The organism is Actinomadura sp. NBRC 104425 (genome assembly GCF_030269545.1).
Lineage (GTDB): Bacteria > Actinomycetota > Actinomycetes > Streptosporangiales > Streptosporangiaceae > Spirillospora > Spirillospora keratinilytica.
Map to the genome: position 1 here is coordinate 1 of NZ_BSTN01000034.1, position 26,433 is coordinate 26,433.

At 70.5% G+C, this 26,433-nt stretch carries 27 protein-coding genes and 3 pseudogenes; 7 read left to right on the forward strand and 23 right to left on the reverse strand.

What is annotated here, in order from left to right; all coding sequences use genetic code 11:
- Positions 1 to 719: 719 nt before the first annotated feature.
- From QSK22_RS30220 to QSK22_RS30250, 7 genes and pseudogenes are all read right to left on the reverse strand, one after another.
- Entirely contained in the window at positions 720 to 848 is a 129-nt protein-coding gene (locus QSK22_RS30220; RefSeq protein ID WP_285497921.1) for an acyl carrier protein, read from the reverse strand.
- 108 nt (positions 849 to 956) lie between these two features.
- Positions 957 to 1,659 (reverse strand): annotated as a pseudogene (fabG, locus tag QSK22_RS30225) (3-oxoacyl-ACP reductase FabG).
- A gap of 3 nt (positions 1,660 to 1,662) precedes the next feature.
- Positions 1,663 to 2,100 carry a group II truncated hemoglobin gene (locus QSK22_RS30230; protein WP_285497860.1) on the reverse strand — a complete coding sequence of 146 codons (438 nt, stop codon included), beginning with the start codon at positions 2,098 to 2,100 and terminating at the stop codon, positions 1,663 to 1,665.
- 339 nt (positions 2,101 to 2,439) lie between these two features.
- Positions 2,440 to 4,905, reverse strand: a complete 2,466-nt coding sequence (locus QSK22_RS30235) for a PEP/pyruvate-binding domain-containing protein (RefSeq protein WP_285497861.1) — start codon at positions 4,903 to 4,905, stop codon at positions 2,440 to 2,442.
- Between the two features lie 306 nt (positions 4,906 to 5,211).
- Positions 5,212 to 6,312, reverse strand: a complete 1,101-nt coding sequence (locus tag QSK22_RS30240; RefSeq protein ID WP_285497867.1) for an Rv3169 family protein — start codon at positions 6,310 to 6,312, stop codon at positions 5,212 to 5,214.
- Between the two features lie 22 nt (positions 6,313 to 6,334).
- Positions 6,335 to 7,738: a phosphotransferase family protein gene (locus QSK22_RS30245; protein WP_285497868.1), complete on the reverse strand. Its 1,404-nt coding sequence runs from the start codon at positions 7,736 to 7,738 to the stop codon at positions 6,335 to 6,337.
- A 245-nt stretch (positions 7,739 to 7,983) separates the two neighbouring features.
- Positions 7,984 to 8,547: a nuclear transport factor 2 family protein gene (locus QSK22_RS30250; RefSeq protein WP_285497869.1), complete on the reverse strand. Its 564-nt coding sequence runs from the start codon at positions 8,545 to 8,547 to the stop codon at positions 7,984 to 7,986.
- Positions 8,548 to 9,041: 494 nt separating this feature from the next.
- On the opposite strand from QSK22_RS30250, the gene QSK22_RS30255 reads away from it, so the two are divergent.
- The 5 genes and pseudogenes from QSK22_RS30255 (at position 9,042) to QSK22_RS30270 (ending at position 12,227) form a co-directional block, all read left to right on the forward strand.
- A complete protein-coding gene (locus tag QSK22_RS30255; RefSeq protein WP_285497870.1) occupies positions 9,042 to 9,230 on the forward strand; it encodes a ferredoxin in 189 nt (62 codons plus the stop codon).
- Positions 9,231 to 9,675: 445 nt separating this feature from the next.
- The gene (locus tag QSK22_RS30260; RefSeq protein WP_285497871.1) at positions 9,676 to 10,062 is read left to right on the forward strand and encodes a hypothetical protein; all 387 of its coding nucleotides are present in this window, start codon (positions 9,676 to 9,678) and stop codon (positions 10,060 to 10,062) included.
- A gap of 15 nt (positions 10,063 to 10,077) precedes the next feature.
- On the forward strand, positions 10,078 to 11,397 hold the full coding sequence (locus tag QSK22_RS30265; protein ID WP_285497872.1) for a cytochrome P450: 1,320 nt from the start codon (positions 10,078 to 10,080) through the stop codon (positions 11,395 to 11,397).
- A gap of 324 nt (positions 11,398 to 11,721) precedes the next feature.
- Positions 11,722 to 11,910, forward strand: a pseudogene (locus tag QSK22_RS33910) (LLM class flavin-dependent oxidoreductase); the annotation flags it as partial.
- 98 nt (positions 11,911 to 12,008) lie between these two features.
- Positions 12,009 to 12,227 (forward strand): hypothetical protein, encoded by a 219-nt coding sequence (locus tag QSK22_RS30270; protein ID WP_285497873.1) that lies wholly within the window; start codon positions 12,009 to 12,011, stop codon positions 12,225 to 12,227.
- 127 nt (positions 12,228 to 12,354) lie between these two features.
- Here the strand turns inward: QSK22_RS30270 and QSK22_RS30275 are convergent, their stop codons facing one another.
- The 8 genes from QSK22_RS30275 to QSK22_RS30310 form a co-directional block, all read right to left on the reverse strand.
- Complete coding sequence (locus tag QSK22_RS30275) at positions 12,355 to 13,137, reverse strand: tyrosine-protein phosphatase (protein ID WP_285497874.1); 783 nt, start codon at positions 13,135 to 13,137, stop codon at positions 12,355 to 12,357.
- Positions 13,138 to 13,167: 30 nt separating this feature from the next.
- Positions 13,168 to 13,503 carry a VOC family protein gene (locus tag QSK22_RS30280; protein ID WP_285497875.1) on the reverse strand — a complete coding sequence of 112 codons (336 nt, stop codon included), beginning with the start codon at positions 13,501 to 13,503 and terminating at the stop codon, positions 13,168 to 13,170.
- The gene (locus QSK22_RS30285; protein ID WP_285497876.1) at positions 13,500 to 13,637 is read right to left on the reverse strand and encodes a hypothetical protein; all 138 of its coding nucleotides are present in this window, start codon (positions 13,635 to 13,637) and stop codon (positions 13,500 to 13,502) included. Before QSK22_RS30285 ends, QSK22_RS30280 begins: the two co-directional genes overlap by 4 nt.
- A 28-nt stretch (positions 13,638 to 13,665) precedes the next feature.
- Complete coding sequence (locus QSK22_RS30290) at positions 13,666 to 14,451, reverse strand: ThuA domain-containing protein (protein ID WP_285497877.1); 786 nt, start codon at positions 14,449 to 14,451, stop codon at positions 13,666 to 13,668.
- A 17-nt stretch (positions 14,452 to 14,468) separates the two neighbouring features.
- A complete protein-coding gene (locus tag QSK22_RS30295) occupies positions 14,469 to 14,681 on the reverse strand; it encodes a hypothetical protein (RefSeq protein WP_285497878.1) in 213 nt (70 codons plus the stop codon).
- A gap of 2 nt (positions 14,682 to 14,683) precedes the next feature.
- Positions 14,684 to 16,030 (reverse strand): aromatic ring-hydroxylating oxygenase subunit alpha, encoded by a 1,347-nt coding sequence (locus QSK22_RS30300; protein WP_285497879.1) that lies wholly within the window; start codon positions 16,028 to 16,030, stop codon positions 14,684 to 14,686.
- A gap of 112 nt (positions 16,031 to 16,142) precedes the next feature.
- Positions 16,143 to 16,562: an SDR family NAD(P)-dependent oxidoreductase gene (locus tag QSK22_RS30305; RefSeq protein WP_285497880.1), complete on the reverse strand. Its 420-nt coding sequence runs from the start codon at positions 16,560 to 16,562 to the stop codon at positions 16,143 to 16,145.
- Between the two features lie 43 nt (positions 16,563 to 16,605).
- Positions 16,606 to 16,908 (reverse strand): SDR family NAD(P)-dependent oxidoreductase, encoded by a 303-nt coding sequence (locus tag QSK22_RS30310; RefSeq protein ID WP_285497881.1) that lies wholly within the window; start codon positions 16,906 to 16,908, stop codon positions 16,606 to 16,608.
- 130 nt (positions 16,909 to 17,038) lie between these two features.
- Here QSK22_RS30310 and QSK22_RS30315 point away from each other — a divergent pair, with 130 nt between their 5' ends.
- Entirely contained in the window at positions 17,039 to 17,446 is a 408-nt protein-coding gene (locus tag QSK22_RS30315) for a VOC family protein (RefSeq protein WP_285497882.1), read from the forward strand.
- Positions 17,447 to 17,467: 21 nt separating this feature from the next.
- The gene (locus QSK22_RS30320) at positions 17,468 to 18,367 is read left to right on the forward strand and encodes a TIGR03619 family F420-dependent LLM class oxidoreductase (protein ID WP_285497883.1); all 900 of its coding nucleotides are present in this window, start codon (positions 17,468 to 17,470) and stop codon (positions 18,365 to 18,367) included.
- Positions 18,368 to 18,463: 96 nt separating this feature from the next.
- Here QSK22_RS30320 and QSK22_RS30325 read toward each other — a convergent pair.
- From QSK22_RS30325 to QSK22_RS30360, 8 genes and pseudogenes are all read right to left on the reverse strand, one after another.
- Positions 18,464 to 19,670 (reverse strand): annotated as a pseudogene (locus tag QSK22_RS30325) (IS110 family RNA-guided transposase).
- A 269-nt stretch (positions 19,671 to 19,939) separates the two neighbouring features.
- Positions 19,940 to 20,938 (reverse strand): alpha-ketoacid dehydrogenase subunit beta, encoded by a 999-nt coding sequence (locus QSK22_RS30330; protein ID WP_285497884.1) that lies wholly within the window; start codon positions 20,936 to 20,938, stop codon positions 19,940 to 19,942.
- A complete protein-coding gene (locus QSK22_RS30335) occupies positions 20,931 to 21,947 on the reverse strand; it encodes a thiamine pyrophosphate-dependent dehydrogenase E1 component subunit alpha (RefSeq protein WP_285497885.1) in 1,017 nt (338 codons plus the stop codon). The genes QSK22_RS30330 and QSK22_RS30335 overlap by 8 nt, the downstream gene beginning before the upstream one ends.
- A gap of 13 nt (positions 21,948 to 21,960) precedes the next feature.
- Positions 21,961 to 22,569 (reverse strand): nuclear transport factor 2 family protein, encoded by a 609-nt coding sequence (locus QSK22_RS30340; RefSeq protein ID WP_285497886.1) that lies wholly within the window; start codon positions 22,567 to 22,569, stop codon positions 21,961 to 21,963.
- Positions 22,570 to 22,598: 29 nt separating this feature from the next.
- The gene (locus tag QSK22_RS30345; RefSeq protein ID WP_285497887.1) at positions 22,599 to 24,023 is read right to left on the reverse strand and encodes an FAD-dependent oxidoreductase; all 1,425 of its coding nucleotides are present in this window, start codon (positions 24,021 to 24,023) and stop codon (positions 22,599 to 22,601) included.
- A 4-nt stretch (positions 24,024 to 24,027) separates the two neighbouring features.
- Complete coding sequence (locus QSK22_RS30350; protein ID WP_285497888.1) at positions 24,028 to 24,645, reverse strand: histidine phosphatase family protein; 618 nt, start codon at positions 24,643 to 24,645, stop codon at positions 24,028 to 24,030.
- Positions 24,646 to 24,827: 182 nt separating this feature from the next.
- Positions 24,828 to 25,406, reverse strand: a complete 579-nt coding sequence (locus QSK22_RS30355; RefSeq protein WP_285497889.1) for a histidine phosphatase family protein — start codon at positions 25,404 to 25,406, stop codon at positions 24,828 to 24,830.
- 204 nt (positions 25,407 to 25,610) lie between these two features.
- Positions 25,611 to 26,405: an enoyl-CoA hydratase/isomerase family protein gene (locus tag QSK22_RS30360; RefSeq protein ID WP_285497890.1), complete on the reverse strand. Its 795-nt coding sequence runs from the start codon at positions 26,403 to 26,405 to the stop codon at positions 25,611 to 25,613.
- Between the last annotated feature and the right edge of the window lie 28 nt (positions 26,406 to 26,433).

Consider the following 26,433-nt stretch of genomic DNA (forward strand, 5'->3'; position numbering starts at 1 on the left):
CCTGCGCGTCCACTTGGCAGGCCTGCCAGGGCGTTTACCCTCTGGGAGCAGCCGCTCCAGCACCCGCCACTGCCGGTCGGTCAAGTCCTTGCGCCCCGCGATCGATACCCTGGCCATCGAGGTCTCCGTGCAGATGGTCTTCTTGGTCGTTGATCCATCTACCGGAGACCTCACCTGTATCCAGGCACCGACATGCCGCGACCGAACCGACAACCAGGACTTTCTAAACACGGCCTAGTGTCGGTGCCCAGTTCGCGGAAAACCTGTCCGACCGGGCTGCGGCAGACGCGGTCCGCACCAGGATCGACTCTGGCCTGGCTGGCGCCGCTGATCGAGCCGCAGTGGGCCAAGCGATACGGACGCCGGGTGGAGATCGGCAAGCTGCCGGGCGGGAAGGCGGCCGTGACCGCCCGAGCCGAGGAGTTCGGCCCGGACGGACAGAAGATCCTCACCGCCGCCTGGGCCGCCTGCACCTCACCCCACCTGCGGCTCCTTCCTCAAGTGGAGATTCTGCGTCAGATCTTGGTCCACCACTACTACTGGGACGCGGACGGACTACTGCGCTGGCGGGACGGCCATGCCCTGCCACCCGCCTCGCTGCCGTTCTACTCCCCTTATGACACCGACGCGCGTCGTTGGACCGGAAAGGCGGAGGCCGGAGCCTGGCGGATTCAGCCAGGGCGTGACAATGGATTTCGATCCACGCGTGGCCGTCCGGGTCACCGAGAGCGCTCGGCCAGGTCACCCGGCTCGCCCAGCCACTCCAGCGGCACCTCGACGCCCAGTTCGTCCTGGAGCTCCAAAACCAGCCTCGCCGCGGCCATCGAGTCCAGGCCCGAAGCCGTCAGCGGAGCGTTCCGGCCACATCGACCCCGGGTGGCAGAAGCCGACGCAGCAACCCGGCCACCTCGGCGACCGGTGCTTCGGTGATCGGTTCCATCCGTTCCGTTCCCTTGTCAGTGCCCCATGCCCAGCCCGCCATCGACTGGAAGAACCGCGCCGGTGAAGTATCCGGCCACCGCGCTCGCCAGGAAGGTCACCGCGTCGGCGACCCCCGCGGCTCGGCCACCCGGCGCAGCGCGATCTGGCCCATCAGCTCCTCGCGGCGGCGGTCGGTGAGCCGCTCGGTCATGTCGGTGCGCACATAGCCGGGCGCCACCACGTTCACTGTGATCCCACTGCCACCCAGCTCACGCGCGAGCGACCGGGCCAGCCCCACCAAACCGGCCTTGGAGGCCGCGTAGTTCGCCTGCCCGGCCGCCCCGGACAGCCCGCTCACCGACGACATGAAGATCATTCGTCCCCGGCGCATCAGCACCATGGGCCCCACCGCCCTGCGGGCGACCCAGTAGGCGCCCATCAGGTTGGTGTCCACCACCCGGACGAACTCAGCCTCGTCCATCTGCATCAGCAGCATGTCCGCCGTGATCCCGGCGTTGGCGACCAGAACCTCCACCGGGCCGTGCCGGGCCTCGGCGGCCGCGAAGGCCCGGTCCACCGCCGCGAAGTCGGTGACGTCACACTCCAACCCGTACACCCCGGGCGGGGCCCGGAGCCTCGATGGGTGACCGTGACCCGGTCGCCCTGGGCGGCGAACGCCTCGGCGATGGCTCGGCCGATCCCCCGATTGCCGCCGGTCACCAGCACCGACCGGCTCATGCTCTACCACTCCCAACGGCCCAGCTCCGGGTACGGGGCCGCGGCGAGGTGGTCCAGTTCCCCGTGCGAGACCCGGGCCGAGAGACCGGCCGCCCGCGCCACCTGGCGCTCGAAGGCCTTGCGGAACCGTGCGTCGGCGGGCAGCCCCACCGCGTCCGCCGAGGCCATCATCAGCTCGACGAACCGCGCCCGCTGCGCATCACTGATCTTGAGTCTTTGATGCGCCTTGAAGATCGCTTCAAAGCCACCCAGCTCGTCGCTGTACCGGCTGGGCCCGCCCATGATTTCAACGAGGAACGCCGTCAGGTGATCGACATGATGCGACATGCCGTACAGAAACAGCTTGCCGAGCAGCTCATCGGCCAGCACCGCCTCATGAAAATGAGCTGCCAGGTTCCGCAGCGGCTGCTCACCCCCGACATGCTCGTACATCATGGTCATACGGCCACCTCAACCCGCATGGCTCACATCAAGGTAGGCGTCCGACAATCCCGTTTCTGCTCAATATTGAGTGTGGACGTCACTGCTGGGCGTCCCCGAAGATCGCCGGAGGGCGCGAAGGCGAAAGCGGTCCCGCGCCGCCCCTGCCTGGGCGTGATGGACGAGCCGTGGCGGGCCCTGCGCGGAGCACCCGGCCTCGTCGTGGCCGTTCCTGTCCAGCACCCCGCCGGTCGTCCTGGCGCATGTGGCGGCGCCGCCCAACAGGATCCGGCCCGCGCGGCCTACAACGGCGACACCGCCCACCTGTAGGAGCGGGCCGCCTCATCCGCACGGCGGTCTTCAGTGGACCCGGACGATGCCCGTGGCGCCGTCCAGGGTGATCCGCCGGCCGGTGCGGATCCACCGGGTGGCGTGGGGCACGCCGATCACGGCGGGGATGCCGTACTCCCTGGCCACGGTGGGGCCATGGGAGTTGGGGCCGCCCGCCTCGGTGACCAGGCCCCCCGCCGTCATGAACAGCGGGGTCCAGCCGGGGTCGGTGGACGGCGCCACCAGGATCTCCCCCGGCTCCAGGCGGGCGCCCGCCGGATCGGAGATCACCCGTGCCGGGCCGGTGACGGTCCCGGCCGCCCCGGGCATCCCCACGAGCGTCCCGTCCCGGGATGCGGGGGCCGGGAGCAGCGTCTCCACATCGGTCCCGTCCGACAGCAGGACGTCGGGGACGTGGCGGCGCCGCACCTCCCGCCGGTAGTCCGCACGTCGCGCGGCGACCGTTTCCTTCATCCCGGTGCCGACCACGGCCGCCTGCGCCTCGCGCAGGGTCAGGAACATAATGTCGTCGGCGCTGTCCAGCAGGCCGCGCCCGGCCATCTCGGAGCCGACCAGCAGGAGTTGACGCCGTACCTCGTGCAGCAGGTGGGTCCAGGCGAACTTGGGCAGTTCCCGCAGCCCGCCCACGGCCCGGGCGCGGCGCAGCAGGAAGCCCGCCAGGTGGGCCCGGACCGGCCGCCGCCGGCGCGCCCGCCGCACCAGTTCCTCCAGCGTGGCCTCGGCCGCGCGCGCCGATGCGGCGAAGCGCCGGTCGGGGGCCTGGGCGGGGTCGGTGACCCGCAGGTAATTGGCGATCACGGCGAAGACCGGTTCGGGGTCCTCGCCCCAGCGGGGCCGACCGACATCCACCTCGGCGGCGGCGCGCTGCCCGTACCTGGCGAGGAAGTCCCCCAGCCCGATGTCGGGCAGCCCGCCCCGGCGATAGCGGGCGGCCAGCTCGGCGGGCGGGGTGTTCACCAAGAGATCGCGGTGCCGTCGCGCCCCCGCGGCCAGCCGCCACAGCTCCAGGTCCATCTCGGTGGTGACGTTGTGCGGCATGCCGTGCAGCACCGTCCGCACCTCCCCTTCGGGGGCGACGCCCCGCAGCAGCAGCACGGGCAGGTCGGCGGCGATGACGCCCGCGTAGACGGGCCAGATGAGCTCGCGCACCGTCGTGCGGTTCAGGAACAATGCATGGGCCTGCATCACGAAGTGCAGCCGCTCGGCCGCCGTGGCAGGTTCCGCGGGCGGCCGCACCGACCGCCGTATCCGCTCCGCCGTGCCGAACGCCCGTGCCCGGACGGCGTCCGGACGGGCGAGCGTCCGCGTCGTCCCGGCGATCAGGGACGGCAGCAGCCGGGTCGTGAACGCCGCCGCGGTGCGCGGGCGGAACGGAAGACCGAGCCGCGGGCGGAACCGCGGATCCCGCAGCAGGAGCTCGAGGGCCGCCGCGACCTGGGGGCCCTCGATCCGCATCACCGTGACCAGGCACCTGCGGGCCGCCAGGTTGCGCACATAGCGGGTCGCATCGCCGAACATGCGCCCGCCCACGTCGACGATCCCCTCGGGCCCGTCGACCGGGTCGAATGCGCCCCCGATCCCGAACGCCTCCCACCACCTGGCCACCGCCGTCTTCATCACCGACATGCCCATCGGGGTGAACGGCCGGTGCATGCCCTGGGCGGGTCTGAAGTTCAAATACACCCGGGGCTTCGGCCTGCCGGTGTCCGGCGGGAGCGGGAACAGGGCGGTGACCGGCCGGGACTGCAGCATCCACAGCGTGCCGCCGGAGTCGATCGCCCACTCGATGTCCTGGGGCGCGCCGAAGTGCCGCTGGATGCGCAGGCCCGCCGCGCGCAGCTCCTCCAGGTGCGCCGCGTCCAGGCAGCCGCCGCCGGACATGGCCGGCGCCCGGCCGTCCAGCACGTAGTGGTCGGGCACGACGGTGCCGCCGACGACGGCGGTGCCCGGGCCGGGGGCGGCGTCGACGGTCATCCGGCTGCGGCTGCCGGTCACCGGGTCGGCGGTGAACAGCACCCCCGCCACCCGTGGATCGACCATGCGCTGCACCACCACCGCCATCCGCACCGACTCGTGGGAGATGCCGTTCGCCTCGCGGTAGGCGACCGCGCGTTCGCTCCACAGCGAGTCCCAGCAGCGCCGCACGGCGGCGATCACCTCGGCCGCGCCGCGCACCTCCAGGAAGGTGTCCTGCTGCCCGGCGGAGCCGGCGTCGGGCAGGTCCTCGGCGGTGGCGCTGGAGCGCACCGCCACCGCGCCCGCGCCCAGCCGCTCATAGGCGGCGATGATCTCCGCGCGGACCCCGGGGCCGATGCCGCCCGTCCCCCGGACGGCGGCGTCATGGACCTCGGTCGTGACGCAGAACCCGCCGGGCACCCGCTCGCCCGCTCCGATCAGCTCGCCGAGCCCGGCGGCCTTGCCGCCCACCAGCTCGATCATGCTCGAATCGACTCGGGCCAGGTCGACCACGTTCATCCCGGACTCTCCCGCCCCCGCGTACCGGCCCTGTGAGATACCCGGGCACGGCACCGGCATTCCCCGCAGAGCCGTCAGGCGTCCAAGGCCTTCCGCGCCCCTGCGCTGAACGCTCCTGCGGCCGGTTCCATGGACACTTACCGTGATCCTCGAGAACGTCACCGAAGGAGCAGCGTGGGCAGAGCCCAGATCTTCGCATCACCGGACGAGGCGGTGCGCGTCGTCAAGGACGGCGACACCGTCCTGGTGGGCGGCTTCGGGTTCCGCAGTATGCAAGTGTTCTGGCCGGGCTGCGCCGGGGCGGCGTCAGCCGGGCAGGCGGCCGCTGCGGTCCATGATGGGCAGGTGGCCGATGCCTGCTTCACCGTCGACCGTCAGGCGTGCCAGTTGCTCGCGGTGGCCGGCCGGGACCGGGACGCCCTCCAGCAGGACCTTCTCCGGGTCGCTGAGGTCGTAGACGTCGCATTCGACCACGTCGCCGCGGCGGGCGCCGAATCCCTTGCCGTCGTGAAAGCCCCGGCTGTAGCCGCCTCCGCGGCCCGCCCAGGGACGTTCGGTGAGCGGTTCGGCCGTCACCTCCACGGTGCTGCCGTCCTCCAGGTGCACCTGGATGCGGGCGTGCCGGTAGATCTTGGTTTCCGGGTGGAAGGCGATCTCGTGCGCTATGTCGACGACCCGCAGCGGTGCGGGCTCCCCCGGGCGCTGCAGGGTGCCGTCGATGTAGCGCGGGCGTCCGTCGGCGTACTCGCGGAGCTGGAAGACGCCGCGTCGTGACGCGGTGGAGAAAGCGCACCACACGGTGAGGCTGCCGACGCGTTCGCTCATGTCCGGCGGCTCCAGGCCGCCGACGTCGACCCGGATCCCCCAGGCGTGGTCGCGGTCTCCCCACCAGCCGTCGACCTCGTGGCGTTCGCCGCCCACGGTGATCCAGCCCTGCCAGCGGCCCACCTGGACGTAGCGCTGCTGGTCCTGCAGGACCCTGGCGCGCTGGATCTCCATGTGGTGCCTTTCCAGGTGCGGCGGATGATCGGTGTGGAACTCCAGCCGCGCCTGGACCCCGTCGTCGGGGGCGTCGAACGACAGCGCGATCCGGCGGAACGGCTCCAGCACTTTCACCTGTGCCGCCGAGCCCACCGAAGTGCTGAGCGGGTCGGCGCCGCCGGTGAGGTCCCGCGGTTGCTCGGCGGCCCGGAGGTTGTGCTGCCGGGTGCCGTCCAGCACGGAAAGAAAGGCGTCGCGGGTGCCCATGTTCGGGTAGCGGCCGAAACCGGCGAAGAAGACCGCGCCGCCGTCCGGATCGGCGCCGCAGAACCAGTACCGGTCAAAAAATCGGTGGTCGCTGGTGGCGACCACCGCGAACGGCTGCGGATGCTGGTGGAAGAGAGTCTCATCCAGGCCGATGAGCATTGTCGTTCCTTCCGTGGGGTGTTCAGAGGTCGAAGGCGGTCCGAGCCGCGCGCAGCAAAAAGCTCGGGGACATCAGCAGCCCCGCGACGGCGTCGGAGATCCGTGCAGGATCGGCCAGGAACTTGGCCCGCAACCGGAAGGACGACACGCCGCGCCATACGTCGTGCCACACCGCGTAAAAGCGCAGCCGCCGGTTTCCCGGGTCGAGCCCGCCGGCGGCGCGGTAGGCGTTGAGGAAGTCCTCCCAGGGCAGCACGGCCTCGATGCTGGGACGCAGGTAGGACAGGTCCTCGGCGGGGTGGCCGAGGTGCGCGCGCTCCCAGTCCACGACGGCCGTCACCTCATGTCCGTCCACCAGCAGGTTGTGCAGCCCGTAGTCGCCGTGGACCAGCACCGGTCGCGCCACGTCGTCCGGCGCGTGGGCGCGCAGCCAGGCCAGCACGAGGGTGAACAACGCGGCGTAGGGGGCGGCGGGGTCGTGTGCGACCGTGTCGAGCACGCTTTGGCGTTCTTCGACGGCGGCCAGGATCTCGGCCCGGGTGACCATCGGCGGCAGCGGCGTGTCGAGCAGCGCGGTGGTGTCCGCCGAGTGCAGCCGGGCCAGTGCCGCGGCGGCCGAGATCACGGTCTGCCGGCTGACGGGCTCGATCGGGCCCCACACATCGCCCAGGCACCGGCCGCTCACCTTGCGGGTGGCCAGGGCGGGTGCGCCGAGCGCGGTCTGCTCCAGCCACAGGGGCTCCGGCACGGGGACGCCGTGTTCCCAGGCGAAGCACAGCGTGGCGAACTCGCCGCCGAGCGTGTGCGAGGTCCGGCCGAGCGCGGCCTTGCGGATGACGATCTCCTCGCTCCCCCGGTCGTGCTCGACCGCGGCGGTGAACATCTCCTTGGAGAAGCCGCCGGAAAGCTGGCGCAGCCCGCTGACCTTGCTGATCTTCTGGCCGGCGGGGGCGTGCCGACGCACGCACGCCAGCAGTTGGGCCTCGGTGATGCTCAGGGCGGTCCCCGGCGGTTGGGCCGCCGGTCCGCCGCCGGCCGGTGCGGCGATGCGGGACGGCAGGCCCTCGACCTCGGGGAGGTCGGTGGCGATGAGCCAGCGGGCCGTCCCCCGCAGTGCCTGTGCGCATGCGCGGTCGCCCTGACGTGCCCGCCGGGCGAGTTCGTCGGCGCTCTGGAGGATCAGGCTCAGCTGCCGCCGCGGGTCCTGCGGCGGGTCTGGCAGCGCGGTCACGGCGATGGCGTGTAGCTCACCGGCGGTGGCGCGGCGCCTGTCGGGGGTGCCGTCGTCCAGGGTGGCGCGCCGCAGCAGTGCCGCGGTCAGCTCGTGGCGGCCGTCCCCCTGCAGTGCGCGCCGGATCCGTTCCGCCGCGCCGTCCGGCCCGGCGGCGTCCGGCGCGGCCGGCGCCCCGGCTGAAAGCCGTTCCACCACCAAGATTCCCCCTTCGCCTTCGTGCTTTCCGGCCGTCCACCGATCAGGACATGGCCTGCGACTTGCGCCGCCGGCAGGTTTCGAGGTCGCAGTAGTAACGCACGGCCGCGATCCGCCCGTCGGCGATCTCCACGACTCCGGCGCACCACCTCGCGGCCTCGGTTGGCAGCCGTGTACCGTTCTCACCCACCCCGGTGCTTCTTTCCTTACCGACGGCCCTCGAAGATCCCCGAGGTGGGCGGCTACCCCCGATCCGGCGGCCCGAGGTGCGGGCATTCCCCGGCGGCGAGCCTGCGGATGATGCGCGGCCGCTCGCCCGCGTACATCTGCTCGCCCTCGATCAGGCCGTCGGGGCTGATCGGCCAGACGATCAACGCCTGGTACTCGACCAGGTACCAGCCGTCCGGCTCGACCCGGCCCGCATCGGCGAAGCCGCGTCCCAGGAGCGTTTCGCCCGAGTAGGCGTGCCGGAACACCCCTTCGGTGACGACTGACTCGTCGTCGACCACGACCCGCGAGACCTCGAATTCCAGCCGGTTCTTGCCGATCGCGATGGAGGCCTCGTAGAAGGCCTTGACCTCCTCATATCCCTTTGGGCCGGTGGAGGAGGAGGCTCCCCAGATCTCATAGCGGGGCTGGGGGACCAGCGTGGCCATCAGGGCGGGAACGTCGCCGCGCACCTCCTCCCGCACGTGACGGGCCACCACCTCCAGGTTCGCCCGCCGACGCGGGTCGGTCTCGGCGGCGGCCCGTTCGGCCAGCAGCCGCCAGCTGCGCTCGGCCGCGGGGCTCAGCTCAGCGATCACGATTACCTCCTGACGTGCGGCCGAAGCCCGGTCGGCGGCGACACCGGCCCGCGGGTGCGGACCCACGCCGACTCAGCGGTCCGCGTGCCCTGCCGCCGTCCGGCGGGTGAGGCGTTCCCTCCGCGGCGGGCCCACGGTGCGCGGTTCCGCCACGACCACTCCATTCACTTATTCGACCGCAAAATGGTCGGTCAGTAGACTATTGCGGACATCGCCCACTGTCCATAGTCCCCTGCCGGGCCTTGGCAGACCGGCGTCACGCCCCCGGCCCACCGGGCACGCCTGGTGCCCCGCCACCATGTGACCGCCGGGACGGCACGCCCCGGAGGGACGCTCGGGCCTGGTTCCGGCGCCACTGCCGCACCGGTATGCCGGCCCTGCCGGCGGCGCCGGGCGAGCGGATTGAAGGTCACTTTCAAGATTATCTATCCATAGACTTTCAATCAGCCGCTCTGCTAGCGTCGAGCACTCCCGGTCATGAGAGGGGGTCCCCAGTGCGCGTCATCATCAAGGACACCTGCCAGGGATGCGGCACCTGCGAGGCCGCAGTCCCCGACGTGTTCCAGATCCAGGAGGACGGAAGCGCCCGCGTCTTGGTGGACACCGTCCCCGAGCAGTTGGAGCAGGACGTGCGAGAGGCCGCCGAGAACTGCCCGACGGAGTCGATCGAGCTGGTCGACTGAGCCTCCGGGCCCGCGGCGAGGCGGCGGATCACCCTCCGGCGGGAAGTCCGCCGCCCGACCCGGATCGGCCGCCCGAACATTGCTCCCGCGATGAGCCCGTCCCTCAGGTCCCCGCCGGCAGGTCCCCGCCGGCCGCGCTTTCGCGTCTTCGCCAGGACGAGCCCGGAAACACCATTGACAAATAGTTGATTACAAGACTATTTTCGCGGCGTCCAGGAGGCCGGGCCGATCGGCACTCAAGGCGGGGCCCGACCGGAGTTGTGCATCGGCTACGAACTGGAGGTCGACGATCCGTGGAGCGCCTGCGGCGCTCCAGACGGCTGGCGTGATGGCATCCCGGCATCGCTCGCCCGCGGTCCGCCGGCGTTTCCTGCCAACCGGTTCCATCCAACGGTGACCCGTCAACCACCCCACCCAATGGGCACTCGACAGGAAGAGGTTCGGCATGGTCGACATCAACCGGCCATGGGTCGGAGACACCGAGCTGAGCACCCGGTTCCCGGTGTACACGCGCGGCAATACCGGCGAGGTCGCCGGGCGCGTGGCCAGCCCGCTGTCGTGGAGCGCGATCGGCGGCGTGCCCGCCGAGGTCCAGTGGCGCAAGGCCCTGGCGGAGTTCGGGGCCTTCGACGAGGGGGAGTTTCGGACCGGCGAGATCGACACGATGGGGCTGATCCACGGCTACATCTACATGAACCTGTCGGTCCAGCGGGTGTTCGGCGCTCGCATGCCGGGCGCCACCCCCGAGCTAGGACGGCACGCTGATCACCGTCGACGGCACCGCCGGAACGGTCACCGTCCACTGAGCCCGAGCCCAACCGTGACCCAGTAGACAGGGATCTGCACCATGACACAGGCAGCACAGCGCGACGACATCTCCCCCGACTCGCGGTTCGGCAGGCTGTTGGCCCTCGACCCCGACAGCGTGCGATGCCCGTTCGCGGCCTACTCGGACCTGCGCTCCGAGCACCCGGTGGTCTGGAGCGGCAGGCTCAACGCCTGGGTGGTCAGCCGCTACGACGACATCCGTGAGATACTGCGCGACCCGGTCACCTTCTCCAACAGGTCCGCCAGCGGCCCGAGCTCGGTCACCCCGCTGGCCCGGCACGTCATGGAAAGCCCCGACTTTCCGGAAAAGACCCGGCGGCAGGCCGAGCGGCGCATGCGGCTCAGCCAGTCGCCGGTGCTGCTCAACTGCGACCCGCCGGAGCACAAGCGGCAGCGGGGGCTGGTCAGCGCCGCCTTCACCCCCCGCCGGGTGGCCCAGATGGAGCCGCAGATCCAGCAGATCACCGACGACCTCATCGACGCCTTCGCGGCCGAGGGGCAGGTGGAGCTGGTCGGCGCCTTCGCCCTGCCGCTGCCCATGACCATCATCGCCACGATCCTGGGCGTCCCGCTGGACATGATGCACACCTTCAAGCGCTGGTCGGAAGCCTTCACCCAGGGCGTGGGCGCGCTGAACCTGTCCCGGCAGGAGATCATCGACCTGTTCCAGGCGGTCGACGAGTTCTACGACTACTTCACCGAGCAGCTGGAGCGGCGGCGTACCGAGCCCGCCGACGACCTGCTGACCCACCTGCTGGAGGCCAGGCTGGAGGGGGAGCAGCCGCTCACCCAGGATGAGATCCTGCAGATGCTCGTCCAGTTCCTGGTGGCGGGCAACGAGACGACCACCAACCTGATCGCAAGCACCGTCTACCGCCTGGTTCGCGACCGGGAGCTCATGGCGCGCGTCAAGGCCGACCCCTCCCTGATCCCCACGCTCATCGAGGAGTGCCTGCGGCTGGAGGCCCCCGCCCAGGGCATCTTCCGGACCGCCACGGTCGACTGCCAGATCGGCGGTCAGGCGATCCCGGCCGGCAGCATGATCTATCTGGTCTACGCGTCCGGCAACCGGGACGATTCGGCCTTCCCCGACCCGGACGCGATCAAACTGGACGACTCACGCGGGCACCATCTGGCCTTCGGCCGCGGCGAGCACGTCTGCCTGGGCGCCAACCTCGCCCGCAAGGAGGCCAACGTCGCGATCAGGACCCTGCTAGAGCGGCTGGAGGACATCCGTCTGGCGGTCGAGACGGACAGCATCCCCTACCACAACAGTTTCGCCCTGCGCGGCCCCAGCTCGCTTCCTCTCACCTTCCGGTCCGCTTCGGCCAAGTCCTGAAATCATCGGCGCCGACAGGCGGTGGCGATCTCCTTCGCCACCGCCTCGCTCGGCCTCTTCCGGCCCGCAGGCCCGTACGAATCGGACCGGGCCGGAGCACGGCACCGGTCACCGGGCCGCCCGTCCCGTGGAGGGAGCGGACCGCCACATGGGTGAGCAGGCGGAACGGGTGTTGAAGAAGGTTCACTGAGGTGACACTGCGGGAGACGGCGGACGGCACCTTCCGCGACATCAAGGTCCTGGTCGACCCCCGCGCCTGACCGCGGTGCCCAGCGAGAATCCCGGGAGGTCTGTCACCACATGAAGATCGGGCTGCGTTATGACATGCGCGCCCCCGACCCGGGGTCCACCTCGCCCGGCGCCCTGTATGCGGCGGCGGTGGAGCAGTGCAAATGGGCCGACGAGCAGGGCTTTGAGACCGTCTACCTGGCCGAACACCATGGCGCCGAGGACAACTACTGCCCCTCCCCCCTCGTCCTGGCGTCGGCGATCGCCGGCTGCACCACGAACATCCGGCTGCACTTTTCCCCCACCTCCTGCACGCCGGCAACCAGTACGCGCAGTGGGGCCGCGAGCGGGAAAACGCCCGGACGAACGGCTACTGGCGGGAGATGTCGGGCGTCGAGGACCTCAAGGCCGACCCGAACATGTGGGTGGTCACGCCGGAGGAGTGCCTCAAACGCTGCCGGGCCCTGGAGCCGGACTACGAACTGCGGATGCACCCGCTGCTGGGCGGGCTGCCGCCGGAACTGTCCTGGCAGAGCCTGCACCTGTTCGCCGACCGCGTCCTGCCGCAGCTGGAGGCGGAAGGCCTGCGCAGCCGCCGCTGAACGCTTCCGGACGGCAGAATTCCGCCGCCCCGGCATCTTTCCGGCCGGGGCGGCGTTCGTCTCGGCGGGTGAAACGGCGCGGCGACCACGGGGAGGCCGGGTCGAAGAGGCGATTTCCGGCCCGGCCTCAGCCTGTCAGCAGAGTGCGCAGCCGGTCCGTCTGCGCCTCGGTGAGGCCGAGACCGTCGTGGAGGTAGCCGTCCAGATCGCCGTAGGAGGCCTCCATCTGCTCCATGCCGGCCTGGAGGTAGGCCGGGTCCGCGACGAGCGCCGGCATGAACACCTCCGGCGGCCGGTCCCCGAAGAACACCTGGGCGTTCTCGATCACCCGATCGCGCTCTGGGAGCAGGAGTTCGTCGGTGAGCAGGAAGTCCGCCATCACGTCGTCCTCACCGACGCCGACCAGCCTCTGCAGCAGCATCGCGGCCCAGCCGGTCCGGTCCTTGCCCTCCGAGCAGTGGAAGACCTGGGCGCCCGACCCCGCGCTGAGCGTGGCGAGCAGCGCAGCGAATCCGGCGCGTTTGGCCGGGTCGGTCACGAAGCCGCGGTAGTGCCCCAGCATGGCGTCCCGGGTCTGCGCGGCCGAGGTGAAGCCGGCCGCGACCCGGTCGGCGATGCCGGGGACCATGTGGTGCCGCCAGACGGCACCGGGAAGTTCGGTGTCCGGGCGGCGTGCGATCTCGTCGGCGCCGCGCAGGTCATGGACGGCGGTGATGCCGAGCGGCTTCACCACCTCCAGGTCCTCCGGTGAGAGCCGAAACGTGTTGGACCGGTAGAGGACGCGCCGCCGCATGGGGCCGGACGGGGTGAGGTACCCCTTCGGCCCAGCGACGTCCCGGAAGTTCACCGCCGACCTCAATCGCACCTGTTCCTGCACTGCCCGCCCTTCGTCGCTGGAAGTTGTTCGCATCGTCTGCTTCCTGGCCGCAGCGCGCCCGTCTCAGGCCAGGACCCCGGTCTCGAACCAGCGCTCCAGCCGTGACCGCTGCGCCTGGCTGACGTACTCGATCCGGACACCCGACGCCCCGGTCGGCCCGCCGTAGATCACCGAGATGGACCCGTCCGGCTTGCGCATCACCGCATCGACCGGCTCCCCCGCCGCCTCCAGTCGCCGCAGGCGCGCCTCGGGATCGGGCTCCCGGACTCCGAGGTGGTGGAGGCCGCCGCGGGAGGGCGCGAAGACGCCCTCGCCCCGGCACTCGATCAGCTCCCGCCGGGCGGGGCCCTCCTTGGTGTAGGCGGCGAGCATCTCCAGCGGTCCGGTGACGCCGCTCATCCGGTCCTCGACCTCGGCATGCCGAGCCTGGTCGGCGGGTGGAAGGTGTAGCCGAAGGTGTTTGCGAGGTGCTCGACGGCCTGCTGGAGGTCCGCCACGACCAGCCCGGCGTGGAACGGCATGAGCACTGTCACTGTTGGGGCTCCTCAGGGGAAATCGGCGTCAGCGGTCCGCACCGCGTTCGGACACCCAGTGCAGGGCGTTGGCGAGGAGGCGGCGGAAGCCGACGTTGGCGAATGCCGCCTGGCTGTCTCCGAACTGGATGTAGACGATCCGGCTGCGGGGGTGTTCGCGGACCCAGGCGACCACCCCCGCGCTCGGGGGATGGCTCCAGCCGTCGTTGGAGTCCCGCCGTCCCAATACGGCGTTCCAGGTGGACCAGACGGTGCGGTCGGTCAGTTCCACGTCGGTGACCAGCAGCGGGGTGACGCGCTCGGCGCAGACCTCCGCCAGGTAGACCTCGTCCTGGATCTGGAAGCCGTCATCCAGTCCGTCCAGGACGGGGTGCCCGGGCGCGGCCACGCTGATGCGCTGCACGACGTCGTGCCGGTATCCGGAGTCCGGATGCCGCTCGTCGCGCACGAAGCGGAAACGGCCGCCCATGACCGACCCGTACTCCTCCCAGGTCGGCCATGCCGCCAGCGCGTGGTGCAGGAAGACGAAGCCGTGGCCGCGCTCGACGAGGTGCAGGAAGTCCCGCCGGAAGTCCTCGGGAGGGTCGATCAGCCGGGGCGGGGTGTGGTCCGGATGGAACTCATAACCGGGCATGTCGTACATGAGGAAGGCGTCCCAGCGGGCCGGGGCGTTCCCCGCGAAGTGCGCCTGGGCCGCAGGCTGCTCGACCTGGGTGCAGGTGACCGCCTCCAGGGAGTCGAGCATGGCGCTGAAGGCGTTGCGGTCATAGGCATGGCCCTTGGTGACGACCAGGACCTGCCGGCGACGTTCCATCCGGTACCACCCGCTCCTCAGTCGGACGCCTTGCCCGCCAGGCGGTGCGCGGCCCGCGGCCCGGTGATCCAGCTGCACATGTGCGGGTCGGCGTCGAACTTCTCGCCCTCCAGCCAGTGACCGTCCCTGGCGTAGACGCCGACCTTGCCGTCACGCGTCGTCACGCGCACACGCCCGGGGCCGTCCGGTTCGTACAGCGCGCGGGTGTAGGGGTGGCGAAGTCCCTGCATGACTACTCGGCCTCCAAGTACTGGTTCATCCGCTCGTGCATCCACTTGAGCCCGTCCTCCTGGTAGGCCGCCAGCGTCACGGTCTGCTTCGTGGCGCTTTCCAGGCCGTACTGGACCTTTTCCACGTTGGCGGTGTCCTGGTCGAGGACGTTGCCGATGATCCCCAGGGCCGGGACGCTGCTCCACGGGTCGTCCGCGCCGAGCTTGATCTCGGCGGCGGGAGGCGGCCGTTCCCCGGTGAAGGGCGCCAGGGTGAAGACCTCCATGATGCAGGAGCGGTGGTCGTCACCGTTGGGCCGGAACCGGTAGCAGAGCTTGTGCACGCCGCCCCAGGGCATCATGTTCGGGAAGACGGTGTAGGTGAAGTTGTCCACCAGTTCGCAGTCGGCCCACTCCTCGATGCGGTCGCCGAAGAACTCCCGCCACTTCTCCCGAGTGGTCCGGACGATGAACGAACGGGCGGTCTCACCGGGCTCGGGCTTGAGGGGGAGCTCCTCGTCCTCGCGGATGTCCATCGTCGCCCGCAGCATCTCCTCGGTGGTGGGGTCCCAGGGCATCATCGGCCCCACCACCTCCGAGGGCGTGATGAGCCTGGCGAAGTTGTCATAGACGTCCACCCGGCACACCCCGAAGGCGGCGTAGGGGACCGTCTGCGGATGGGTCGCCGCGGCGTGCCAGCACTCCATGAAGGCTTCCTGGGCGATCTTCCAGTTGCAGCGCAGGACCTTGGAGACGTGCGCCTCGACGTACCTGTTTGCCATGTCCCACTTGGCGAAGTGCTCGGGCAGCTCGCCCAGGAACTCCTCCAGCGGCTCGGCGTGGGGGTCGGGGTTGATGAAGACGAAGCCCGCCCAGGTGCCTACGCTGACCTGGTGCAGCCGGAAGTCGTCCCCGTCGACGTGGGGGAACTCCCAGGGGGCGGGGATCTGCTTGAGCTCGCCGTTCAGATCCCAGGCGATGCCGTGGAAGCGGCAGCGGATCTCGGTGCAGCGGCCGGCGAAGTCCTTGAGCTGGCGGCCGCGGTGCGGGCAGGCGTTGGGGTAGGCGCGAATCTCGTCCGGGGCGCTGCGGATCACCAGGTAGGACATGCCGGCGATCTGGTAGACGATGTGGTCGCCCACCTCGGGGATGTGCTCCTCACGGCAGACGAACTGCCAGACCCGCTTCCAGAGCTTGTCCTTCTCCCGCTCGTGCCAGTCCCGGCTGATGTACTTGTCGATGGACACCTCGGACCAGTCGAACTGGCCGCGCGACTCCTCCAGGATGTGCTGCGGGACCTTCCTGGTGTCGGTGGCCAGCACGTCCTCGTAGGTCACCAGGCGGTCCCCCACGTCCAATCTCTCGCCCATCTGAGCCTCCCGCTCATCTGCATCGCGAACAATAACTAAATCATGGATAGTTTATTTCTAGAGCATTCAATCGATCTCAAACAGGGCCGCCTGCCCCTTGCGCACGGCCGGGTCAATGCTGTACGCGCGAGAGCAGCCCGCCGTCGACCACGAAGTTGATCCCGGTGCAGAACGACGCGCGTGCGCTGACCAGGAAGGCGACCGCGCCGGCCACATCCTGCGGATCGCCGAGGCGGCCCAGCGGCACCGAGCCCAAGACCTGCCGGTAGACCTCCGGGCGCCCCTGCCTGACCTGGTCCCAGGCGCGGCCGTCGAACTCGATCAGGCCCGGTGAGACGGTGTTGACCCGGATCCCGTCGGCGGCGTGGGCGCGGGCCAGCGCCGAGGCGTGCTGCAGCACCGCCGCCTTGATGGCCGCGAACGCCGTGGGGCCGGAGGGGAAGGCCGCATCCATCGCACTGGTCGAACCGATGGCCACAATGGCGGCCTGGTCGGAGCGCGCCAGATACGGCCGGCCCGCCTCCGCCGGCACGGCGAAGGCCTGCAGGTCGCCGCGGGCGCTGGTCAGCCACGCCTCATCCCCCCTTGACGCTGCCCGAGGAGGCGTTGGAGACCAGGACGTCCAGCCCGCCCAGCGCCTCGGCGGCGGCCTGCACGAACCGGCGAATCTGGCAGGGGTCGCTCACATCCACCGTCTGGGCGTGCACCTTGGCGCCGCGTTCTTGCAGGCCCTCGGCGGCCTCGGCCGGCGCGTCCGCACCTCGCGCGCAGATCGCCAGCGAGCAGCCCTCCGCGGCCGGCGTGCGGGCGATCTGCCGGCCGATGCCACGGCCGGCGCCGGTCACCGGGGCACGGCGCCCGTCAAGGCCCAGATCCACGGCTCGCCACCTCCCGGCGGGACCGGCAGCGGAGGCCACCCACCCCGCTAATAGTCGTCTTGTATATAGTCTATGACTAGACTATGATCTCGATCACTCTAGCACACCAGTGCGGCGAGGAGGGGTCCCGATGGGACTTGAGCTGGTGAAGCCCACCATCGACATCGGCATCGTCACCACCGACCGCAGGGCCGGCACCGCCTTCTACGGCGACGTACTGGGGCTGCCCCCGCTCGAAGAGCTGTGCATGGACGGGTTCGCCGGCAGCCGGTTCCGGGTCGGCGACTGCGTCCTGAAGATCCTGGAGTTCGACCGGGCCCCCGGCGCCCGGGTGGTCCGGGGAGGACTGGGGGCCGCCACCGGAATCCGCTACTGGACCATCTCGGTGTCCGACCTCGACCAGGTCCTGGCCGACTGCCGGGCGGCCGGCCGGCCGATCATCGACGGCCCAACGCGGATCCGGCCCGGGGTGAGCATCGCGCTGGTGGAGGACCCCGACGGCAACATCGTGGAGTTCGTCAGCCGCCCCGCCTCCTGAACGTCCCCGGAAGGACATGTCGTGATCGATGTAGGTCTGGTACTCCCCCAGCTGGGGCCGGTGGTCGACGCCGCCGTCATCAAGGACGCGGCGCAGGCCGCCGAGGAGATGGGCTTCGCGCACCTGTGGGTGCAGGACCACTTCCTCTACGCCGTCGAGCAGGAGGGCGACTACGGCGGCAGCGCCGCCGCCCAGCCCGAGGTCTACAAGACCGTCTACTCCCCTTTGGAGACGCTGACCTGGGTGGCCGCCTGGACCAGCAGGATCAGGCTCGGCACAAGCGTGCTGGTGGCCGGAAACCACTGGCCGGCCCAGCTGGCCGGCCGACTGGCCACCGTCGACCGGCTGAGCGGGGGCCGGCTCACCGCGGTCGGCCTCGGCGTCGGCTGGTCGTATGAGGAGCACCGGGCGGTCGGGGTGGACCCGCGCACCCGGGGACAGCGCGTCGACGACTTCCTGCCCGCCCTGTTGGCCTGCTGGCAGGACGATCCGGTGGAGTACCACGGGGAGTTCTTCGACATCCCCCGCTCGTTCATCGGTCCCAAGCCGATCCGGCGGCCGCGAATGATGTCGGGCATGTGGTCCAAGGCCGGCCTGCGCCGCACGGCACAGCACTACGATCTGTGGAACCCGGGGTCCATGCCCATCGCCGAGGCCGCCGCCGCCCTCGCCGCCATGAACGAGGAAAGGCCGCCGGGCAAGGCGCCGCTGAACGCCGTCTACCGGGTCGCGCTGCAGTCCACGGCCGGCAAGCTGCTGACGGTCGAGGAGATCGCTCATCGCACCCGGGAAGCGGCCCAGGCCGGCTTCGAGGCGGTCATCGTCGAGACGAACTTCTGCTCCGACATCACTTCTCCTCAGGCGTGGCTGGACAAGGTGGCGAGCCTGGCCCCGATCCTGGAGGCGGGCCGGTCGTCGTGACATGAGGGGTCGTCCCACCCTGCGGCGACGCCGGTCCGGAAAGAGCCTTCCGGACCGGCGTCGCCGTGGTTTTGGGGGGTGTCCCTATGGATCTTGTCAAGCAGCGTTCGGCGCTGTCTGGTCGGTTGTGGGCTGGTAGGTGGTGCCGTCGCGGAGCATGGCGAACAGGACGTCGCAGCGGCGGCGGGCCAGGCAGATGAGGGCGGCGTTGTGACGCTTTCCTTGGTCGCGTTTCCGCTGGTAATACGTTCGCGAGACCGGGTCGGACAGCGAGGCGAACGCGGCCAGGAACATGGCGCGTTCAAGGTGCTTGTTGCCGCCCTTAGGGGGCCGTTCCCCGCGGATGGAGGCGCCGGAGATCCGGCTGACCGGCGCGAGCCCGGCGTAGGCGGCCAGGTGCCCGGAGGTCGGGAACGAGCTGCCGTCGCCGACTTCCAGCAGGACGCGGGCGGCGGTCCTGACCCCGAACCCGGGCATCGAGGTCAGGACCTGGGCAAGAGGGTGCGCATCAAGCATCCTCTCCACTTCGCTGGCGATCTGTTTGCGCTGGTCCAGGACAGTGCGCAGGGAATCGGCCAGGCGCGGCAGGACAGCCTCGGCGGCGGTGCTGCCCGGGACGGTGACGGTCTGGGCGTCCAGCGCGGACTGGATGTCGTCCACGAGCTGTTCGCCCATGCGCGGGGCGAGTTTGCGGGCCAGGGTGAGCAGCCTCTGGGCGGCCCGCCTGACGCAGGCCTTGCGGTCCGCCGAACCGCGCCGGCGGCTCCAGCACGGCCGGATGGTCGGCCTTGGGGCCCAGCACCCGCTCCAGGGCCGGGTGGATCTGGGTGAGCAGGCCGCGGATGCGGTTGCGGACGCGAGTGGCCTCGGCGGCCAGGTCGTCGTCGAAGCCGACCAGCACCTCCAGCTCGGCCAGGGCCTCGTCGCCGGCGTCGACTCTGCGCAGGGTGTGCGGCAGGGTGCGGGCGGCGTCGGCGATGACGAACGCGTCGCGGGCGTCGGTCTTGGCTTGGCCGGGGTGCAGGTCGGCCAGCCGCCGCATGGTCAGTCCGGGCAGGTAGGCGACCTGGCAGCCGGACGCGCGGGCGACCGCGACCGGCAACGCTCCGATCGAGGCGGGCTGGTCGACCACCATCAGCACCGGGCCGTGCTGGGCGAGCCGCTCGAACAGGGCCCGCAGCCGGGCCTCGTCGTTGGGCAGAGGCTTGTCGTGCAGCCGCCTGCCCGCCGCGTCCAAAGCGCAGGCATGATGCTCGCCCTTGCCGACGTCCAACCCGAGGAACACCGCGTATTCGCTGCTCATCGACGTCCTATCGTGCCGTATGGACTTGGTCGCGGTCGGGCGGCGACTGCCGGCAGCCACGTTACGAAGAGACCTGCCCCGAGGGGCGGCCGGGTCCCTATCAGCGGTCCATCGACGCCACCAGACCGGGTGACAACACCCCCCGGATCATCAACGACAGGGGCAATCAGTCATGCCCGGCCTGGCGACCAAGATCCCCGCTTGCCGGGGACACGAAAAAGGTAACGGGCGGGCCGTGCTGCTCGCCCCACCGCGGCGCGGTGCACCGGCTACATCAGCTCCCGGACCTTCCGCACGACCTTCTCGGCGGTCGGGTAAGCCGACAGAGCCTTGGAGAAGGGAACCGGGGTGTAGGCGCCGCCCACCCGCACGACCGGTGCCAGCAGTTCATTGAACAGCTCCTCGTGGATGCGCGAGCTGATCTCCGCCCCGGGGCCGCAGAACTGGGTGGCCTCGTGCACCACCACGGCGCGGCGGGTGCGCTCCACCGACGCCAGCACCGTCGGAAAGTCCAGCGGGACGAGCGTGCGCAGGTCGATGACCTCGGCCTCGACCCCCTGCTCGGCCAGCGCGCCGGCCGCCTCCAGGCAGGTGGCGACCTGGGTGCCGTAGGTCACCAGCGTCACGTCCCGCCCGGGACGGACGATGTTCGCCTGGCCGAAGGGGATGGCGTAGGGACCGACCGGGACCTGCTCCTTCCTGCTGTAGAGCAGGCCGGAGTGCTGGATGAACAGGCAGGGGTCGGGCGAGCGCAGACACGTCATCAGCAGGCCCTTGGCGTCATGGGGGGTCGCGGGCATGACCACGTTGATCCCGGGCGTGTGCATGATCCAGGCCTCCAGGGACTGGGCGTGCTGCGCCCCGAAGTGGCTGCTGCCGATGACCGTGGTCACCGTGATCGGCGTCGGCGTGGCCCCGCCGGTCATGTAGCGGAACTTCGCGGCGTGGTTGACGACCTGGTCCAGTGCCAGCGTGATGAAGTCGAAGAACATGATCTCGGCCACCGGGCGGTAGCCGCCCAGGGCCAGCCCCACCGCTGTGCCCGCGATGGCGCCCTCGGCGATGGGGGTCGACCTGACCCGCCGGGTGCCGAACTTGGTGGACAGCCCCTTGCTGGTCTTGAAGGGGCCGCCGATCGGGTCCTCGATGTCCTCGCCGAGCACCACGATCTTGTCGTCGGCCTCCATCGCCAGATGGAAGCCGGAGTTGATGGCGGCGGCCATCGTCATTTCGGACGTCTCGGGCGGCACGGCGCTCATCTCACTCATCACTCAGGCTCCTGACCCAGGAGTCGTCGGCGAAGACGTCGGTGTACAGGGCTTCGGGCGGGGGGAATGCGCACGAGCGGGCATAGGCGAAGGCGTCTTCGACGTACTCCTCGGCCTGCTTTTCGATCTCGGCGATGCGTTCCTCGGGCAGCAGCGAGTTGTCGATCAGCCACCGCCGGAAGGTCGGCGCGGGGTCGCGCTCGAGCGCGGCCTCCAGTTCGTGCTTGGGAACGTAGCTGTAGTCGGCGGTGCCGGTGTGCCCGGTCAGCCGGTAGTGGACGAACTCCAGGAACGTCGGGCCCTCATCGCGCCTGACACGTTCCATGGCCGTCTGAAGCGCCCGCAGGCAGGCCATCGGGTCGAAGCCGTCGACCCGTTCGGTGGGAATCGTGTACGCCGCTGCCCGCTGGGCCAGCTCGGGGGAGGGCGCATAGTCGGTGATCTTGGTGTGCTCGCCCCACTGGTTGTTCTGACACACGAAGACCACCGGCAGCCGCCACAGGGCCGCGAAGTTCATCGCCTCGTGGTAGGCGCCGATCGAGGTGGCGCCGTCGCCGAAGGTGACGACGGTGGCCGACCCGCCGCCGTCCATCTGGGCGGCCATCGCCAGCCCCACGGCTATCGGCAACCCCGCGCCCACGATGCCCGTGGTCGCGGTGAACCCGACGGACTGGTCCTGCAGATGCATCGGGCCACCCTTGCCCTTGGAGGTGCCCTCCGTCCGTCCATACAGCTCGGCCATGATCGAGCGCAGCGGCACCCTCTTGGCGAGCGCGTCGCCGAGGTTGCGGTATGTGGAGATCAGGCGGTCCTCGGGACGCAGCACCTCGCCCAGCGCGGCGCAGACCGCCTCCATCCCGCGCACCGGGTAGAAGGCCGCCTGCAGCCGCCCGGCCTTGGCCTCGGCGGCGGACTTCTTGTCGGCCAGCGTGGTGACCAGCATCAGGTGGTACATCCGCGCCAGCGCATCGGGCGCGAGCCCGACGGGCGCTTCCAGGGTCTGGTCCATTTTCATCTCCTCCCTAGGAAGCGGTCAGGCTCCAGTCGAGCTTCAGGTCATAGACCGGGTCCGTGCGGTCCCGGGCGCCGGGCAGATCGTAGTGCTTGCGGCCGCCGTCCAGCAGGTGGGTCGAGGGCCGGCACTGGTTCCACTCGTTGGTGATCTGCCGCCGCCAGATCCGCCACACGCCTGCACGCCGTTCGAACCGGTCCAGGTAACGGCCGCCGCACAGGTACTCGTGCTCCTGGTCGAGCGTGCCCTCCTGCCTGGCCTTGGTCGCGTACGCGTCGCCGAAGAACGCCGAGACCGCCTCCCAGCCGCCCGGGACCCGGTGGTACCCCACATAGCTGGACTCGCAGATCGCACGGTCGCCGTCGACCTCGATGAGCGGGTTGGTGACGGTGTGGAAACCGCAGGTGGTCTGCCGGCGGATCCGGTCGACGATGAACTCGGCGAACTCGTGGGCGTTGCCCTCGAAGCTGCCGTGGGCGTCGATGGCGTCGGGGTGGTAGACCGAACGCAGCAGTTCCACGTCCAGCCGGTCGATGGCGCGGCAGTAGGTGTAGAGGACCCGCTCGATCTCCTGCCGGTCCCACACCAGCCGCATGCGTCGTTCCAAGTCCGAAGTCAAGTCTCCTCCTCGTGGATGGCGAGGGCGGGTCAGGCCGCCTTGCGGGCGCGGCGGCCGGCGTCCTCGCCGGCGATCCGGCCGAATCCGCAGGCGCTGGCCAGCGAGCTGCCGCTGCCCATGTAGGTCACCCCGGCGATCCCGCCGGTGCACTCCCCGGCGGCGTACAGGCCCTCGATCACCCGGCCGTTCCGGCCGATCACGCGGCCGTACTCGTCGATGCGCAGCCCGTAGCCGGTGTGGTTGACGGTGACCGGGCGCACGTCGACCGCGTAGAACGGCGGTGTGGAGATCGGCACCAGGAACTTGCCGGCCTTGCCGAAGTCGCTGTCGACGCCCGCCTCGACCAGGGAGTTGTAGCGGTCGATCTCGCCGCACAGGTGCTCGGCCGGCAGCCCCAGCTTCTCGGCCAGGGCGGCGATGTCGTCGGCGGCGTGCACCTTCCCGTTCTTGACGGCCTCGTCGATCATGTCCGCGGTGTAGTTCTTCGGCTTGAACGGCGCGTGGTTGGGCCAGACCTGCTTGTAGGCGTCGCGGTACTTTTCGGCCTTGTCGGCGGGGGGCCGCAGGGCGGCGTCGTCGAACACCACGTAGGCCCTGTCACCGCGGGCGCGCACCAGCGTGTCCAGCAGTCCGTAGGGCGCGGTCTCGTCGCAGAACCTGCGGCCGTCGGCGTCCAGCAGGACCGTCCAGCCCGGCAGGAACGCCTCGTTCAGCTTGGCCAGCCCCGGGTCGAGGGTGCGCAGGCCCCGGTCCTTGCCGGTGGTCTGCGCGCCGACCTCCGCGGCGAACTTCAGGGCGTCGCCGCGGGCGCCGTCGGCCCCGATGTACCAGGTCCAGCCGGGGATCCAGGCCGACGGGTAGTGCTCGGCCAGCAGCTGGGGGTTGGCGCCGAAGCCGCCGGTGGCCACCACCACCGCCGCCGCGGTCAGCGACTCCCCGCCGGAGACCACGCCCCGCACCGTCCCGTCCTCGATCAGCAGGCGCTCGACCCGGCGGCCGAGCGCCACCTGAACGCCCTGGCGGCGGCACGAGGAGTGCAGGGCGTTGATGAGCGCCTGGCCGCCGCCGTCGACGCAGTGGCCGCGCGGCACGCGCTCCTCCCCGCTGTAGATGAGGCGGTCGAAGAACTTCACGCCGTGCTCGACCAGCCAGTCGATGGTCTCCCCCGACCGCGCGGCCCACCGCTCGACCGGCCCGACCGCCACGTCCCAGGCGTTCAGGGCCATGTACTCGCGGAACATGGCACCCGGCGGGTCGTCGATGCCGGCGGCGCGTTGCAGCCTGCTCCCGCTCCCCATGATCACACCGCCCGCCAGCCGGGAGGACCCGCCGACCACCCCTTCTGACTCGACGACCAGCACCTCCCGGCAGCCCTGTTCGACGGCCGACAGCGCCGCGGACAGTCCCGCCGCGCCGGAGCCGATGACGATGACCTCGAAGTCGGTTGCGGACATGTGTTCACGCCTCCTGAGCCGATGCAATGGGTGGCTGCGGTGTGCGCAGGTGAGTGCCCTCGTTGAGGGAGTACAGGTTGGCCACGCCCTTCCGGCTGATCTTCAGCCGGGTGATGCCGGTGTAGGCGGGGTGGTGGAAGACGAGCCGTTCGATGCCCAGCAGCGAGCCGACGTAGGCGTTGATGACGGTGCCGTGGGTGACGACGGCGACGCGCTGCCCGGGGTGGGCGGCCACGATCGCGTCGAGCGTGGTCTTGGCGGTGCGCCGGATGGTGGCCGCGTCGGTGCCGTAGGCGGAGAAGTCCTCGCGCATGAACGCGGCCAAGCGCTCGTCTTTGGCCGCCAGAACGTCCTCGAAGTGCAGGTACACCGCCCCGCGGTCGAATTCCGCCAGGCCGTCTTCGAGCCGCACCGGCAGCCCGAGCCGGGCGGCGAGGAGTTCGGCGGTCTCCAGCGCGCGGCGCTGTGGCGAGGAGTACAGGGCGTGCCAGCGCTCGTTCGCCAGATGCCCGGCGAGCCGCTCGGCCTGCTCGCGCCCGGTGGCGCTGAGACCGGGATCGCGGCGCTCGGCCTCATCGGTGCCACGGCGGGGTTCCGCGTGCCGGAGCAGCGCAAGTTCCACGGAGCTCTCCCGATGTTCCGGTGGACGCGGGGTGGGTCGCGCCGGGCGAGTCGCCGTGACGGCCGGCCCCGGGGTTGTCGCGTGCCACACTAACTCTAGTAATAAACTATCGCAAGGTTGACTTTTGTGGATCCACCCCGTCCGGGCACCGCGGCGGCCGCGTCCCGAGACGCGGCACCCCGTCAGGCGGGCACGACCAGCAGTTCTGCGGGCAGGGTCGTCTCGTTGAGGCTCCGCACATGCCAGGTCCCCTGGTCATCGCGCTCGAACCGGCTGGTGGAGGCGTATACCGGAGGGAACAGCTGGACCCGGTCGGTGACCCCCATGACGTGGTTGGCCACCACGTTGATGACGCCGCCGTGACAGACCGCCAGGACGTGCCGACCCGGGTGGGCGTCGGCGAGCCGTTCCACCGCGTCCAGGACCCGGTCTTGGAACTCCTGCAAGGTGGTGCCCCACGGGGTGAGGTCGCCGGCGCGGTAGCGGGCCCAGATGTCGGCTCCGTCCTCGTAGTGCAGGTACTCCACCTTGTGGTCGAACTCGGCCAGCCCTTCCTCCACATGGATCTCGGCACCGGTCCGTTCGGCGATGACGCCCGCGCTCTGCAGGGCGCGCCGCAGCGGCGAGGCGTACAGGACGTCGAAGCCGTCGGCGATCACCTGCCCGGCCGCGGCGGCGACCTGCCGCAGACCGCGCGGGCTCAGGGCCGGATCCCGGGCATCGGCCCCGGGACCGACACGGAGGGGTTCGCCATGGCGCATCAAGGTCAGAATCACTGCCGGCCCCAAACTATGACATGTGACCCATATCTCACAGAGATTACTCTATCACTAGACACTCTAGTTATAGAGTTAATTCTGCCGTCGATGTCGTGTCGGCGCCAGGGGCCCCGGGGCGGCGATGCGGAACGGGCCGCTCACCGGCTGCGGTGAGCGGCCCGTTCCCATGCGGTCGGCGGCCGGACGCTAGGACTCGGCGGGGCGGAAGCGCGGCGGGCGGCGTTCCATGAAGGCCCGCATGCCCTCCCTGGCCTCGGGAGCGCGGAAGCTGAGCGCCTGGGCGGTGGCCTCGGCCTCGACGGCCTGGGCGAAGGAGGCCTCGAAAGAGGCGTTGAGCGATTTCTTCATCATCGACAGCGCGACCGTCGGGCCGTCGGCCAGTCGGCGGGCCCACTCCCGCACGCCCTCGTCCAGTTCCTCGTCCGGCAGCACCCGGTTGACCAGGCCGATCCGCGCGGCCTCGGTGCCGGAGAGGCGGCGGGCGAAGAACACCAGTTCCTTGGCCTTGGCCAGCCCCACCAGGCGGGGCAGCGACCAGGATCCGCCCCCGTCGAGGGTCAGGCCGCGGTCGGCGAAGATCTCCCCGAGCACCGCGCTCTCCCCGGCGACGACCAGATCGCAGGCCAGCGCGAGGTTGCAGCCGAACCCGACCGCGGCACCGGCCACCTTGGCCAGCGTCGGCTTGGGCATCTCGTGCAGCAGCGTGACCACCCGGCCGACGCGGCGCATGAAGATGAACTCCTCCCGCCCCACCGACTCGGCCAGGTCCATGCCCGAGCAGAAGGAGCCGCCGGCGCCGGTCAGCACCACCACCCGGTCCTCGGGACGGCGCGCGATCTCCTCCAGTTCCCGGTTCAGTTCCTCGATCAGCGGCCAGGTGACGCCGTTCTTGCGCGCCGGCCGGTTGAGGGTCACGGTCACCACGCCGTCGGAGCGGTCGACGAGCAGGTCGGGCATCGGCATTCCCTTGGTCGCTGTCAACTGGTCACTGTCAACCGGCTGGTCACCA